The sequence below is a fragment of the Brevibacterium sp. BRM-1 genome, assembly GCF_026802075.1.
Taxonomy (GTDB): Bacteria; Actinomycetota; Actinomycetes; order Actinomycetales; family Brevibacteriaceae; genus Brevibacterium; species Brevibacterium rongguiense.
This window is the reverse complement of record NZ_CP113788.1, coordinates 705,588-720,208: the sequence shown is the minus strand read 5'-3', so window position 1 is coordinate 720,208 and position 14,621 is coordinate 705,588. Positions and strand designations below refer to the sequence as shown.

Here is a 14,621-nt window from a genome sequence, read left to right as displayed (position 1 = left end):
TGCGACAATGGGGCCACAGCAAGTAAAGGAGCGAAATGTCCGCACTCGTCGCCCGCAACGGCGCCCCCGACCTCGACAAGTCCACGATCGACTACGAGGCGATCCAGGATCCCGGCCACGGCCATTCGATTGCCGGCTGGACCGGGTCCGGCCTCGTGTTCCTCGGCGTGATCATCGGCACGATCGGCAATGTGTTGTTCTCGTGGCCCATGTTCTTCGTGGGCGCCGGCATCGTCGTGCTCGGACCCATCGCGTTCCTCATCCTCAACGCCTGCGGGCTCGGGGCCAAGCCGCACCACAATCACCTGCCGCCGCGGTGACCGTCCTCGCCTCGATCGTCGAGGGCGTGCGCGCGGATCTGGCCGAGCGGCGCCGCGCGCGCCCGCTGGCCGAGGTCCGGCGCGCGGCGGCGCAGGCGCCAGCGGCCCTGGCGGCCCCGGCCCCCGAGGACTTCGGCCTCATCTGCGAGGTCAAGCGCGCCTCGCCGTCGGCCGGCGCGCTCGCGGAGATCGCCGACCCCGCCGCTCAGGCCGCGGCCTACGCGGCCGGCGGGGCCGCGGCGATCAGCGTCCTCACGGAGGCCCGCCGGTTCTCCGGCACCCTGGCCGACCTCGACGCCGTCCGGGCCGCCGTGGACATCCCCGTCCTGCGCAAGGACTTCATGGTCGAGGAGTACCAGTTCTACGAGGCGCGCGCCCACGGCGCGGACCTCGTTCTCCTCATCGCCGCAGCGCTCGACGACGCCCAGCTCGCGGCGTTCGCGGCGCTGGCCCGTGACCTCGGCATGGCCGTGCTCGCCGAGGCGCACACCCCCGCGGAGGTGGAGCGCGCGCTGGCGATCGCGCCGGACCTCATGGGCATCAACACCCGCAATCTCAAGGACCTCAGCGTCGACCCCGCGCGGTTCGGCCCGCTCGCGGCGCTCTGCCCGCCGGGCGCACCGCTCGTCGCCGAGTCCGGTGTCGCCCGCGCGGCGGACGTCGCCGGCTACGCCCGCGCCGGCGCCCGGCTGGCGCTCGTGGGCGAGGCGCTCGTGCGCAGCGGCGAGCCCGCCCGGGCCGTCGAAGAATTCACCGCGGCCGGCCGCGCCGCCCGAAGCGAAGGAAGCCATGACGCACCTGACGACCGAGGAGACCGGACCGTACTTCGGTGAGTTCGGGGGCCGCTTCATCCCCGAGGCGCTCGTCCCCGCGCTCGACGAGATCGACGAGACGTGGCGCAAGTCCCTCGTCGACGAGGAGTTCGCGCGCGAGCTCTCCGGGCTCCAGGCCGACTACATCAACCGCCCGAGCCTGCTGACGGAGGCGACCCGCTTCGCCCAGCACTGCGGCGGCGCCCGCGTCTTCCTCAAGAGGGAGGACCTCAACCACACCGGCTCGCACAAGGTCAACAACGCGATCGGGCAGGCGCTGCTCGCCCGCCGGATGGGCAAGACGCGGCTGATCGCGGAGACCGGCGCCGGCCAGCACGGCGTGGCCACCGCCACCGCCGCTGCGCTCTTCGGCTTCGAGTGCACCGTGTACATGGGCGCGGAGGACACCCAGCGCCAGGCGCTCAATGTGGCCCGCATGCGCCTGCTCGGGGCGACCGTCGTGCCGGTCACCACCGGCACGCGCACCCTCAAGGACGCGATGAACGAGGCGATGCGCGACTGGGTGGCGCGAGTGGACGACACCCACTACGTCATCGGCACGGTCGCCGGCCCGCATCCGTTCCCCGCCATGGTGCGCAGCTTCCAGCGCGTCATCGGCGACGAGGCCCGCGAGCAGGTCCTCGCCCGCACCGGCCGGCTGCCGGACGCCGTGTGCGCGTGCGTGGGCGGCGGCTCGAACGCCATGGGCATCTTCGCGGCGTTCCTCGGCGATGAGTCGGTGAGCCTGCGCGGCTTCGAGGCCGGGGGAGAGGGCGTCGAGTCCGGGCGCCACGCGGCGCGGTTCTCGGGCGGCCGCCCCGGCGTGCTCCACGGCTCGGCCACCTACATCCTCCAGGACGAGGACGGCCAGACCCGCCCCTCGCACTCGATCTCCGCCGGCCTCGACTACCCCTCCGTGGGCCCCGAGCACTCCCACCTCCACGATACCCGCAGGGCGGTCTACGAGCCGGTCGGCGACGCCGAGGCGATGGAGGCGATGCGCCTGCTCTCCCGCACCGAGGGGATCATCCCCGCGATCGAGTCGTCCCATGCGCTGGCCGGCGCCATGCGAGTGGGGCAGGAGCTGGGGGAGGACGGCATCGTGCTCGTCAACCTCTCCGGGCGCGGGGACAAGGACATGACGACCGCCGCGAAGTGGTTCGACTACATCGACGAAGGAGCGACCCAGGAATGACCGCCAGCACCGCCGCCGCCCTCGACGCCGCTGCCGCCGGCGGGCGCTCGGCCGCCCTCATCGGCTATCTGCCCGTGGGCTTCCCCGACGTGCCGGGCTCGCTCGCCGCCATGGAGGCGATGGTGGCCGCCGGCTGCGACATCGTCGAGGTCGGCCTGCCCTACTCGGACCCCGGCATGGACGGCCCCGTCATCCAGCGCGCCGTCGAGACCGCCCTGGACGGCGGGGTGCGCACGCGCGATGCGCTGCGGGCCGTCGAGGCCGTCGCCGCCGCCGGCGGCACTCCCGTCATCATGAGCTACTGGAACCTCGTGCTGCAGTACGGCGTCGACGACTTCGCCCGCGACCTCGCCGCCGCAGGCGGGGCCGGCATCATCACCCCCGACCTCATCCCGGACGAGGCGGCGCGCTGGCTGGCCGCCTCCGACGAGCACGGCCTCGACCGGATCTTCCTCGCGGCCCCCTCGTCCACGCCCGAGCGGCTCGACCGCATCGCCAGCGCCTCCCGCGGCTTCGTCTACGCCGCCTCGACGATGGGCGTCACCGGAGCCCGCGCGAGCGTCGACGACCACGCCCGCGAGCTCGTCGACCGGGTGCGCGGCGCCGGCGCGGAGCGCGTCTGCGTCGGCCTGGGCGTCTCGAACGGCGCGCAGGCCGCCCAGGTCGCGCAGTTCGCCGATGGCGTCATCGTGGGCTCGGCCCTCGTGCGCGCGCTGTCGGCCGATGGCGTCGACGGCGTCGCCGCGCTCACGGCCGACCTGGCCGCCGGAGTGGGGGCGTGAGCGCGCCCGCGCAGCTGCACGCGGCCGGCATCCCATCGCCCACCTGGAGCGGATTCAGCCTGGGGCCGCTGACGATCCACGCGTACGCGCTGTGCATCCTCGCGGGCATCCTGCTCGCCCTGTGGGTGACGAACCGCCGCTGGACCGCGCGCGGCGGGACCTCGGACGACCTGTGGAGCATCGCCGTCTGGGCGATCCCGGCCGGCATCATCGGCGGCCGGCTCTACCACGTGCTCTCCACGCCGGAGCCGTACTTCGGCCGCGGCGGCAACCCCGTGGCTGCCCTCTACATCTGGAACGGCGGCCTGGGCATCTGGGGCGCCGTCGCCCTCGGCGTGCTCGCCGCCTGGTGGGCCGCGCGGCGCCACGGCGTGCGCTTCGGCGCCTTCCTCGATGCCGCCGCCCCGGGCCTCATCCTCGCCCAGGCGTGCGGCCGGTGGGGCAACTGGTTCAACCAGGAGCTGTTCGGGGCCCCCACCACACTGCCGTGGGGCCTGCACATCGACAAGGTGCTCGCCGGGCGCCCCAATCCCAACTGGCCGGACCCCGCCCTGCCGGCCGGCACCCTCTTCCAGCCGACGTTCCTCTACGAATCGCTGTGGAACCTCGGCGTCTTCTTCGTGCTCATCTGGGCCGGCCGGCGCCTGCGGATGGGCCACGGCCAGGTGTTCTTCTCCTATATCTGCCTCTACACGCTCGGCAGGGTCTGGATCGAGGCGCTGCGCATCGACGACGCCGAGCACATCCTGGGCCTGCGGCTCAACGTGTGGACCTCGATCCTCGTCTTCGCGCTCGGCGCGGTGCTCTTCGCTGTCTCCCGGATGCGCCACGAGCGCCCGGAGCCCCACGTCCACACCCGTGAGCGGCTCGCCTACGACGCCGCCGCGGAGCGCCTCCTCGAGGCCACCGGCGAGCAGGCGCCGCCCTACGTGCGCGGGGCCGCGCCGCCGGCCGTGCCTGCCCCCGCGGCGCCTCCCGGCCCACGGCGGCCGCGGAGCCCGGCCGACGCCCCCGCCCGGCCCACGGCCCCCGGGCACGGGGGCGCGCCGGCGGCGGGCGCCGCGCCCGCCCGCGAGGTGGGCTTCGGCCCGGAGACCTCCCAGCTGCCCATCGTCGCCGATCCCGCCGACGAGGACCCGGGCAGCGAGTTCTCCCAGCGCTCGTTCGGCTTCTTCGGTGCTGTGACCTCGGCCATCTCGATCGTGCCCCAGGTCGATCGTCCGGAGGGTGAAACAGGTCACGGTCCCCCCGCGCGCTGATGTATAGTCGTCCCTCCGCCCCGTGGGACCCATGGGGCGGGCGGGCCGCAGCCTAGGCCCGCAGCGCGGACAGCGCCGTCTGCGCCTTCAGCTCGATTCGGAGGGGACGGTGCCATGCCATCGACGACACCCAGCGGTCTGCCGCACTCTGCGCTGCCCGGCGCCCGCGGACTCTACGACCCCGCCGAGGAGCACGATGCGTGCGGCCTCGCGCTCATCGTGCGCTACCGCGGCGCTGCCGACCACCTCGTCATCGAGCAGGCGCTCACGGCGCTGCGCAACATGGAGCACCGCGGCGGCGTGGGGGGCGACGAGGGCACCGGCGATGGCGCCGGGATCACCCTGCAGCTCCCGCACGCGTTCTTCGCCGAGGCCACGGACTTCGAGCTGCCCGAGCCGGGCGCCTACGCCGCAGGCACGGCCTTCCTCGACGCCGGGGATCCGCAGGCCGGGCGCGCCACGGTCGAGGCGCTGGCAGCCGAGGAGGGCCTGCGGGTGCTCGGCTGGCGCGAGGTCCCCGTCGCCCCCGAGGTGCTCGGCGCCGCCGCGCGCGCCATCATGCCCGCCTTCTGGCAGGTCTTCGTCGCGATCGACCCCGCCGTGCCCGTGCCCACGGACGAGTCCGGGCGCCCGGGCGAGCGGGAGCTGACCCGGCGGGCCTTCATGGCCCGCAAGCGCAGCGAGCGCGCGGGCGTGTACTTCCCCTCGCTCTCACCCGCGACGATCACGTACAAGGGCATGGTCTCCACCGGCCAGCTCGCGCCCTTCTACCCGGACCTCGAGGACCCGCGGCTCGTCAGCCGGATCGGCCTCGTCCACTCCCGGTTCTCCACGAACACGTTCCCCTCGTGGCCGCTGGCCCAGCCGTTCCGGATGATCGCGCACAACGGCGAGATCAACACGGTGCGCGGCAACCGCAACTGGATGCGGGCCCGCGAGTCCCACCTCGCCTCGGAGGCTCTGGCCTCGCCCTACTCCGACGGCTCGAATGCCGACCTCGACCGGCTCTTCCCCATCGTGACGCCGGGCGGCTCGGACTCGATGTCGTTCGACGAGGTCCTCGAGCTCCTCGTCATGGGAGGCCGGTCCCTGCCGCACGCGGTCATGATGATGATCCCGGAGGCGTGGCAGAACGACCCGCTCATGAGCGCCCAGCGGCGCGCCTTCTACGAGTTCCACTCGCTCATGATGGAGCCGTGGGACGGCCCCGCCTGCGTGGCGTTCACCGACGGCACGCTCGCCGGCGCGGTCCTCGACCGCAACGGGCTGCGGCCCGCCCGCTACGTCATGACCGATGACACGGTCGTGCTCGCGAGCGAGGTGGGGGTCGTCGAGCTGCCGCCGGAGCGCATCGTCAAGCGCGGGCGGCTCAAGCCGGGCCGGATGTTCCTCATCGACACAGCCGCCGAGCGGATCATCTCCGATACGGAGATCAAGTCCCGCCTGGCCTCGGCCGAGCCGTACGCCGGCTGGCTCGAGGCCGGCACGGTGGCGATGGGCAACCTGCCCGACCGCGAGCACATCGTCCACCCGCAGTCCTCCGTCGCCCGCCGGCAGCGCACGTTCGGCTACACCGACGAGGACCTGCGCCTGCTCATCGGCCCCATGGCCCAGACGGCCGCGGAGCCGCTCGGCGCCATGGGCTCGGACACGCCGATCGCCGCGCTGGCCGACCGCCCGCGCCTGCTCTTCGACTACTTCGCCCAGAGCTTCGCGCAGGTGACGAACCCGCCGCTCGACGCGATCCGCGAGCAGCTCGTCACGAGCCTGTCCTCCGCGGCCGGCGGGGAGGCGAACCTGCTCGCGCCCGGACCCGACAGCGCGCGGCAGGTGCTGCTGCCCTATCCCGTCATCAACAACGACGAGCTCGCGAAGTTCGCGCACATGACCGGCCAGCGCATCGGGCAGGCCGGCCGGCGGCCCGCGCGGGTGCTGCGGGGCCTCTACCGGCCGGGCGAGTCCATCGCCGCGCGCCTGGCGGAGCTGTGCGCGCAGGCGGACGAGGCGATCGCCGCCGGCGCCCAGTTCCTCATCCTCTCCGACCGCGACTCGAACGCCGAGTTCGCGCCGATCCCGTCGCTGCTGCTGACCTCCGCCATCCACCACCACCTCATCCGCCGCAAGACCCGCACGCAGGTCTCACTGCTCGCGGAGGCGGGCGATGTCCGCGAGGTCCACCACATCGCGCTGCTCGTGGCCTACGGCGCCTCGGCCGTCAACCCCTACCTCGCCATGGAGACCGCCGAGCTCATGGTGCGCGAGGGCCGGCTGCCCGGGGTCAGCGAGTCCGCGGCCGTGCAGAACCTGCTGCGCGCGCTCGGCAAGGGCCTGCTGAAGATCATGTCGAAGATGGGCATCTCGACCGTGCAGTCCTACCACGGCGCGCAGACCTTCGAGGCGGTCGGGCTGGACGCCCAGCTGCTCGAGGCCTACTTCACCGGCACGCGCACGAAGCTCCAGGGCACCGGCATGGCCGGCATCGCCCGCGAGGTGGAGGCGCGCCACGCCACCGCCTACCCCGCGGACCGTCCCGCGCTCGCGCACCGCCGCCTCGAGGTGGGAGGCGAGTACCAGTGGCGCCGGGAGGGCCCGCCCCACCTGTTCAACCCGGAGACCGTCTTCAAGCTCCAGCACTCCACCCGGGAGCGCCGCTACGACGTGTTCCGCGAGTACACGCGGGCCGTGGACGAGCAGTCCCGCGAGCTCATGACCCTGCGCGGACTCTTCGACCTCGTGCCGCTGGACTCCGGGGCCGTCCCGCTCGAGGAGGTCGAGCCCGTCGAGTCCATCGTCCGGCGCTTCTCCACCGGCGCCATGAGCTACGGCTCCCTGTCGCAGGAGGCCCACGAGACGCTGGCGATCGCGATGAACCGCCTGGGCGGGAAGTCCAACACCGGCGAGGGCGGCGAGGACCCCGAGCGCCTGCTCGATCCGGAGCGCCGCTCGGCGATCAAGCAGGTCGCCAGCGGCCGGTTCGGCGTCACCAGCCTCTACCTCACCCACGCGGACGACATCCAGATCAAGATGGCCCAGGGCGCCAAGCCCGGGGAGGGCGGCCAGCTGCCCCCGGGCAAGGTCTACCCCTGGGTCGCCCGGACGCGCCACGCAACGCCCGGTGTGGGGCTCATCTCACCGCCGCCCCACCACGACATCTACTCCATCGAGGACCTCGCGCAGCTCATCCACGACCTCAAGCGCGCCAACCCGGCCGCCCGGGTGCACGTCAAGCTCGTGTCCTCGGCCGGGATCGGCACCGTGGCATCCGGGGTGGCCAAGGCCAACGCCGACGTCGTCCTCGTCTCCGGCCACGACGGCGGCACGGGCGCCAGCCCGCTCAACTCGCTCAAGCACGCGGGCACCCCGTGGGAGCTGGGCCTCGCCGAGGCGCAGCAGACCCTCGTGCTCTCCGGCCTGCGCGAGCGCATCAGCCTGCAGGTCGACGGGCAGCTCAAGACCGGCCGCGACGTGCTCATCGCGGCCCTCATGGGCGCCGAGGAGTTCGGCTTCGCCACCGCGCCCCTCGTGGTCTCCGGGTGCATCATGATGCGCGTGTGCCACAAGGACACGTGCCCCGTGGGGGTCGCGACCCAGAACCCCGAGCTTCGCCGCCGCTTCTCCGGCAAGCCGGAGTTCGTCGTGAACTTCTTCGAGTTCATCGCCCAGGAGGTCCGCGAGCTGCTCGCCCAGCTGGGCTTCCGCAGCCTCGACGAGGCGATCGGGCGCGTCGAGCAGATCAACGCGGACGCGGCGATCGGCCACTGGAAGGCCGATGGGCTCGATCTGGCCCCGGTGCTCGCCGCGCCCACCCTCACGGACGGCACGGTCGCCGACTCGCGCCGCTCCGGGGGCGGCCAGCGCCACGGGATCGACGACCACTTCGACCAGCAGCTCATCCGGGCCGCGGCCCCGGCCCTCGAGCGCCGGGAGCCCGTCGTCATCGACGCCCGGGCGACCAACGTCGACCGCTCGATCGGCACGCTGCTCGGCAACGCGGTCACCCGCGCCTGCGGCCTCGACGAGCTGCCGGAGGGCACGATCCGCGTGCGCCTGAGCGGCTGCGCCGGGCAGTCGCTCGGCGCCTTCCTGCCCGCCGGGGTGAGCCTCGAGATGTGCGGCGACGCCAACGACTACGTCGGCAAGGGGCTCTCCGGGGGCACCGTCAGCGTCTTCCCGGCACCGGGCGGGCGCGGGCGGCCCGAGGACAGCGTCATCGCGGGCAACGTCATCGGCTACGGCGCCACGGGCGGCACGATGTTCCTCAACGGCCAGGTGGGGGAGCGGTTCCTCGTGCGCAACTCCGGGGCGACCGCGGTCGTCGAGGGCATCGGCGACCACGGCCTCGAGTACATGACCGGCGGCACGGCCCTGGTCCTGGGAGCCGTCGGCCGCAACTTCGCCGCGGGCATGTCCGGCGGCACCGCCTACATGCTCGACTTCAACCCCGCCCGGATCAACCCCGCCGACCGCGCGGCCGGGGCGTTCTCGCTCAGCTCGCTGGCCGCCGAGGACGCGCTGGCCGTGCGCGACCTGCTCATCGAGCACGCGGCGCGCACGGATTCGCCGCTGGCCGCCTCGCTCCTCGAGCAGATGGAGCAGGGCGAGGACGTGTTCAGCCGGTTCACCAAGCTCGTGCCCGTCGAATACGCGAGCGTGCTGGAGATCCAGCAGATGTGCGAGCAGACCGGCCTCGACCCGGAGGGCGACGAGGCATGGGAGAGGATTCTGGAGGTCAACCATGGCTGATCCGCGCGGCTTTCTCAAGGTCCGCGAGCGCGAGCTGCCGGCCAAGCGGCCGGTGGCGCTGCGGCTGCTCGACCATCGTGAGATCGGCACGCAGCTGGGCCGCGAGGCATTCATCGGCCAGGCCGGCCGGTGCATGGACTGCGGTGTGCCGTTCTGCCACCAGGCCTGCCCGCTGGGCAATCTCATCCCGGAGTGGAACGAGGCGATGTGGGTCGACGACCTGCCGCGCGCCGTGGACCTGCTGCACTCGACGAACAACTTCCCCGAGTTCACCGGCCGCGCGTGCCCCGCGCCGTGCGAGGACTCCTGCGTGCTGGGGATCAACCAGCCGCCGGTGACCATTAAGAACATCGAGGTCACGATCGTCGACCGCGGCTTCGAGGAGGGCCTCATCCGGCCCTTCGTCCCGGAGCGCATCACGGGGCGCACGGTTGCCGTCGTGGGCTCGGGCCCCGCGGGGCTCGCGGCCGCCCAGCAGCTCACCCGGGCCGGGCACACCGTCGTCGTCTACGAGCGCGAGGACCGCGTGGGCGGCCTGCTGCGCTACGGCATCCCGGAGTTCAAGCTCGAGCACGCCCAGATCGACCGGCGCGTCGCCCAGCTGGAGGCGGAAGGCACGCGCTTCCGCACGAACTGCGAGGTGGGCCGGGACATGAGCTGGTCGGATCTGGACGAGCGCTTCGACGCGGTCATCATCGCCACCGGTGCCGAGGTGCCGCGCGAGCTGCCGCTGCCCGGGCGCGAGCTGTCCGGCATCGAGTACGCGATGGACTACCTCGTGCCGGTCAACCGGCAGCAGCACGGCGACCCCGAGCCGGTCATCGACGCGCGCGGCAAGCACGTCGTCATCATCGGCGGCGGCGATACGGGCTCGGACTGCCTGGGCACGGCGCTGCGCCAGCAGGCGGCCTCCGTCACGACGCTCGCGATCGGTGAGGAGCCGCCCCGGGAGCGCCCCGCGCACCAGCCGTGGCCGACCACCCCCCGGCTGTTCGAGGTCTCCACCTCGCACGAGGAGGGCGGCGAGCGGCGTTTCCTCGCCTCGACCGTGCGCTTCCTCGGCGACGAGGACGGCGCCGTGCGCGCCCTCGAGGTGGCCCGGACCGCATTCACGGAGACCGGGCGGGCGCCCGAGGAGGGCACGGAGGAGGAGCTGCCGGCCGACCTCGTGCTCATCGCGATGGGCTTCACGGGACCGCACGCGCAGGCACTCGAGTCCTTCGGGATCGAGTTCTCCGGCCCCACGATCGGCCGCGACGAGGGCTATGCGACGAACCAGCCGGGGGTCTTCGCGGCCGGCGATGCGGGGCGCGGCCAGTCGCTCATCGTGTGGGCGATCGCGGAGGGCCGCGCGGCTGCCGCCGCCGTGGACGCCCACCTCACCGGGCAGACCCTGCTGCCCAGCCCGGTCCGCCCCTCCGATGTCGCACTGGCGGCGCCCCGCCCGGTATCGTTGTGAGCATGAGGCACGCAAAGATCGTCGCGACGCTGGGCCCGGCCCAATCCGACTACGAGGACATGCGGGCCCTCATCGAGGAGGGGGTGGATGTCACCCGCTTCAACTTCAGCCACGGCACCCACGCCCAGCATCGGGAGAAGTACGACTGGGTGCGCCGCGCCGCCCTCAACACGGGGCGCGCGATCGCGGTCCTCATCGATCTGCAGGGCCCCAAGATCCGGCTCGAGACGTTCGCCGCTGGCCCGGTGCGCCTCGAGGCCGGCGCTCGCTTCACGATCACGACCCGTGACGTGCCCGGCGACGCGCAGGCGGTCGGCACGACGTACAAGGGGCTGCCCGGCGACGTCCAGGTGGGCGATCCGCTCCTCATCGACGACGGCCGCGTGCGGCTGCGGGCGGTCGGCGTGACGGACACCGATGTCGAATGCGAGGTCGAGGTGCCGGGGGCGGTCTCCGACCACAAGGGCATCAACCTGCCGGGCGTGGCCGTGTCCGTGCCCGCCCTGTCGGACAAGGACATCGACGACCTGCGCTTCGGCCTGCGGATGGGCGCCGACTGGGTCGCGCTGTCGTTCGTGCGCTCGGCGGAGGACGCGGAGCTCGTGCGCGCGATCATGGACGAGGAGGGCATCCGCATCCCCGTCATCGCGAAGCTGGAGAAGCCCCAGGCGGTCGAGGCGCTGCCGGAGATCGTCGACGCGTTCGACGGCGTCATGGTGGCCCGCGGCGACCTGGGCGTCGAACTGCCGCTCGAACAGGTGCCCATCGTGCAGAAGCGGGCGGTCGAGCTGTGCCGGCAGGCCGCGAAGCCCGTCATCGTCGCGACCCAGATGCTCGAATCGATGATCGAGGAGCCGCGGCCCACCCGCGCGGAGGCCAGCGACTGCGCGAACGCCGTCCTCGACGGCGCCGATGCGCTCATGCTCTCCGGCGAGACCTCGGTGGGCAAGCACTGGCTCGAAGCGGTGCGCACGATGGGGCGCATCATCGAGTCCACCGAGGAGCACGGGCTCGAGCGCGTGCCCGGGCTGGGCACCCGCCCGCACACGCGCGGCGGGGCGATCACCGCGGCCGCCGTGGAGATCGCCGACCTGCTGGGCATCGAGCTGCTGTGCACGTTCACGCAGACCGGCGATTCCGTGCGGCGCATGTCCCGGCTGCGCAGCCCCAAGCCGGTCCTCGCGTTCACCCCGGACATCCGCGTGCGCCACCAGCTGGCGCTCACGTGGGGGGTGCGGACGTTCCTCGTGAACTCCGTGCGCCACACGGACCAGATGGCGCGCCAGGTCGACGAGGTGCTGCTCGGCTCCGGAGTCGCCGAGGACGGCCAGCTGTGCGTGCTCGTCGCGGGCTCGCCGCCCGGCATCGCCGGCTCGACGAACGCCCTGCGCATCCACCGCATCGGCGACGCCTCGAAGGGCCTGGCCGCGGCCTACCGCGAGGACGACGTCGACTTCGAGGACCCCCTGGCCGGCTACGGCGAGGTCCCCGAGCCGCGCGCCCAGGGCCGCGCCCGCTGAGCCGCGCGCGGCAGCCGGGCCGGGCCGATGGGACGCCGAGCGCTCGTGCCCGCACTGGGCGGCGCACTTGCCGGTGCGCTGCTCCTGGCCGGCTGTTCGACTGCACGGCCCGGCGTGGAGGTCGACGCCGATGCGCTCGTGACGGACCAGACCGTCGCCGCGCTGTTCATCAGCCCCCAGGCCCCTTACCTCGACGATGACAGCGCGCGCGCCCGGAGCTTCGTGGCGGCGATCGACCGGGACGGCTCGCTGCGCGCCTACCGGAGTGCCCCCATGCAGGGCGGGACGCCCGTCTGGTCCGATGGGCAGGTGCTCGTCGCCGACCGGCAGTTCGACCACCGCTTCTTCGGCGGCGGGTCGGCGCACGTGGAGCACCGCAAGCCCGACGCCCAGATCGCCGCGTACCCGCTGCGCGGGCGGGGCGCATTCGGCGCGGTCTACAACGACGGGCAGGCCGATGACGCCTATCGGGTGGTCGTGAGCTCGACCCAGCGCGGGCGCTTCTCCGACACCGCGGTCGACGGCTCCTATCTGGGCATCGGCGTGTGCGCGTCCGGGCTGATCGGGGTGGCCGTGGACGATGAGGCGGACGGGGAGGCAGACTCCGAGCCGCGGATGGCGGAGACGATCTCGCGCATCGATCCGCTCACCCACCGGCTGAGCGTGCTGGCGCACGCGCGCGTGGCACCCGAGGCGCCGCCCCTCTACACGCAGCGCCCTGCGCCGTGCCGGGACGGCGTGGTGTGGGCGATCGTGGACAGCGAGCGCCCGGGTGAGAAGACCGCCCGGCTGCGCCGGATAGACGCCGCCTCGGGACGGAGTACGGTGCGCACGCTCACCGACGAGCGCGGAGTCGCGCGGCGGTTCGACTTCGGCGACTACGGCATCGACCCGGTCTTCTCCGCCCTCTCGCTCAGCTGAGGCGCCCTCGACTGGGTCAGCAGCAACGGGGTGGTCTGGCGCACGGAGCTCGCGACCGCGAAGACCCGGCGCCTGTTCGACACGGGCGCGGACTGGGTGGCCGAGCAGTCCGCGGTCGTCGACTTCAGCCGGGACTGCGTGGCAGTGCTCGACATCGCAGACGATGACGCGGGGCGGCTGCGCATCTTCGACAGGTCGGACGGCGCGCTGGTCCACAGCGCCGCGGTGCCCGGCCTGCGCGACGTCCTCGGCGAGCGCGCGCGCATCGAGGGGTTCGCCGCCGACCCGGCGCTGTGACCTCGGAGCGAACACCGCCGCGGCTGCCGGCCGGGCGCCGCCGCGGCCGCGCCCCTGCGGCCGGCGCCAAGTTGCTCCGTCGCGCGGTGGGGTAGTATGTTTCCAGTGTTCGCCGCAGCGGTGCGGCGCGCGCGGACGTAGCTCAGTTGGTAGAGCGTCAGCTTCCCAAGCTGGATGTCGCGGGTTCGAACCCCGTCGTCCGCTCCACTCGGCCGGCCTCCCGGTACGGGCAAGGGCCCCGGATTGCTCCGGGGCCCTTTTCCGTGCCGCTCGCGGGCGGCGCCCGTGCCGGATGCGGGACTCGAACCCGCACGCCGTGAGGCAACGCATTTTGAGTGCGCCGCGTCTACCGATTCCGCCAATCCGGCAACGCCGCCCAGTCTAGGCCATCGCGCTCGCGGCTCGCGGTCTCGGGCAGCGCGGTCTAGGCCATCGTGGTCGCCGGGAGCGCGCTCTCAGGCAGTGCGGTCGCGGCCGGTGGGGTCTTCGCCAGCACGGTCTCGAGAACAGCGCCCCGCGGTCCGGGTGGGGCTGCACCGCCCGCTGCAGGCGGTTCCCCGTCCGGGCCCCGTCCGCCGGTCGCGCACTCGACCGCCCGCGCGCTCCGCTGCCCGCGCACAGGCGCGGGTTTCGCCGAGGGCGGACAGGCAGCCGCTCGACTGCGCGCGGGCGCGCCCGCGTTGGGTTTAGGATTGCTCCGTGGCTCAATCAGACAGCAGCGCCCAGCCCATCCGACGCGTCGTCGTCGCCGAGGACGAATCGGTCATCCGGCTCGACATCGTCGAAATGCTCCGGGAGGTCGGCTACGACGTCGTCGGCGAGGCCGCCGACGGCGAATCCGCCGTCCGCCTCGCCGAGGAGCTCCGCCCCGACCTCGTCGTCATGGACATCAAGATGCCCAAGCTCGACGGCATCTCCGCGGCCGAGCGCATCGCCCGCGCCCGCATCGCCCCAGTTGTCCTGCTCACCGCGTTCTCCCAGAAGGAGCTCGTCGAGCGGGCCCGCGACGCCGGTGCGATGGCCTATGTCGTCAAGCCCTTCACCGAAGCCGACCTCGTGCCGGCCCTCGAGATCGCGCTGTCGCGCCACGCGGAGATCGCGGCGCTCGAATCGGAGATCGCGGACATGAGCGACCGCTTCGAGACCCGCAAGCTCGTCGAGCGCGCCAAGAGCCTGCTCACGGCCAACATGGGCCTGAGCGAGCCGGAGGCGTTCCGCTGGATCCAGAAGACCTCGATGGACCGCCGCCTGACGATGCGCGAGGTCGCCGAGACCGTCCTCGACCAGATCGGCAGCAAGCAGAAGGGCTGACC

Annotated in this window: 11 protein-coding genes and 2 tRNA genes; 12 read left to right on the top strand and 1 reads right to left on the bottom strand. The window is 73.1% G+C overall.

The window, feature by feature from the left end:
* Positions 1 to 35: 35 nt before the first annotated feature.
* The 11 genes from BRM1_RS03150 to BRM1_RS03100 all read left to right on the top strand — a co-directional run bounded on the left by BRM1_RS03150 (position 36) and on the right by BRM1_RS03100 (position 13,515).
* Positions 36 to 320, top strand: a complete 285-nt coding sequence (locus BRM1_RS03150) for an HGxxPAAW family protein (protein ID WP_160953943.1) — start codon at positions 36 to 38, stop codon at positions 318 to 320.
* On the top strand, positions 317 to 1,153 hold the full coding sequence (locus BRM1_RS03145) for an indole-3-glycerol phosphate synthase TrpC (protein WP_160953942.1): 837 nt from the start codon (positions 317 to 319) through the stop codon (positions 1,151 to 1,153). The genes BRM1_RS03150 and BRM1_RS03145 overlap by 4 nt, the downstream gene beginning before the upstream one ends.
* A complete protein-coding gene (gene trpB, locus BRM1_RS03140) occupies positions 1,110 to 2,327 on the top strand; it encodes a tryptophan synthase subunit beta (RefSeq protein WP_160953941.1) in 1,218 nt (405 codons plus the stop codon). Before BRM1_RS03145 ends, trpB begins: the two co-directional genes overlap by 44 nt.
* Positions 2,324 to 3,109 (top strand): tryptophan synthase subunit alpha, encoded by a 786-nt coding sequence (gene trpA / locus BRM1_RS03135; RefSeq protein WP_268528097.1) that lies wholly within the window; start codon positions 2,324 to 2,326, stop codon positions 3,107 to 3,109. Before trpB ends, trpA begins: the two co-directional genes overlap by 4 nt.
* The gene (gene lgt / locus BRM1_RS03130; RefSeq protein ID WP_326957869.1) at positions 3,106 to 4,368 is read left to right on the top strand and encodes a prolipoprotein diacylglyceryl transferase; all 1,263 of its coding nucleotides are present in this window, start codon (positions 3,106 to 3,108) and stop codon (positions 4,366 to 4,368) included. Before trpA ends, lgt begins: the two co-directional genes overlap by 4 nt.
* Positions 4,369 to 4,482: 114 nt before the next feature.
* Positions 4,483 to 9,111, top strand: coding sequence for a glutamate synthase large subunit (gene gltB / locus BRM1_RS03125; protein ID WP_268528095.1), 4,629 nt, complete (start codon positions 4,483 to 4,485; stop codon positions 9,109 to 9,111).
* Positions 9,104 to 10,570, top strand: a complete 1,467-nt coding sequence (locus BRM1_RS03120; RefSeq protein ID WP_268528092.1) for a glutamate synthase subunit beta — start codon at positions 9,104 to 9,106, stop codon at positions 10,568 to 10,570. The genes gltB and BRM1_RS03120 overlap by 8 nt, the downstream gene beginning before the upstream one ends.
* A gap of 2 nt (positions 10,571 to 10,572) precedes the next feature.
* On the top strand, positions 10,573 to 12,090 hold the full coding sequence (gene pyk / locus BRM1_RS03115; RefSeq protein WP_268528089.1) for a pyruvate kinase: 1,518 nt from the start codon (positions 10,573 to 10,575) through the stop codon (positions 12,088 to 12,090).
* A gap of 27 nt (positions 12,091 to 12,117) precedes the next feature.
* Positions 12,118 to 13,011, top strand: a complete 894-nt coding sequence (locus tag BRM1_RS03110; RefSeq protein WP_268528087.1) for a hypothetical protein — start codon at positions 12,118 to 12,120, stop codon at positions 13,009 to 13,011.
* A gap of 30 nt (positions 13,012 to 13,041) precedes the next feature.
* Positions 13,042 to 13,308, top strand: a complete 267-nt coding sequence (locus BRM1_RS03105) for a hypothetical protein (RefSeq protein WP_268528085.1) — start codon at positions 13,042 to 13,044, stop codon at positions 13,306 to 13,308.
* 131 nt (positions 13,309 to 13,439) lie between these two features.
* Positions 13,440 to 13,515, top strand: a tRNA-Gly gene (locus BRM1_RS03100).
* Between the two features lie 79 nt (positions 13,516 to 13,594).
* Here the strand turns inward: BRM1_RS03100 and BRM1_RS03095 are convergent.
* Positions 13,595 to 13,676, bottom strand: a tRNA-Leu gene (locus tag BRM1_RS03095).
* Positions 13,677 to 14,007: 331 nt separating this feature from the next.
* Here BRM1_RS03095 and BRM1_RS03090 point away from each other — a divergent pair.
* Positions 14,008 to 14,619 (top strand): ANTAR domain-containing response regulator, encoded by a 612-nt coding sequence (locus tag BRM1_RS03090; protein WP_160952626.1) that lies wholly within the window; start codon positions 14,008 to 14,010, stop codon positions 14,617 to 14,619.
* Positions 14,620 to 14,621: the final 2 nt, after the last annotated feature.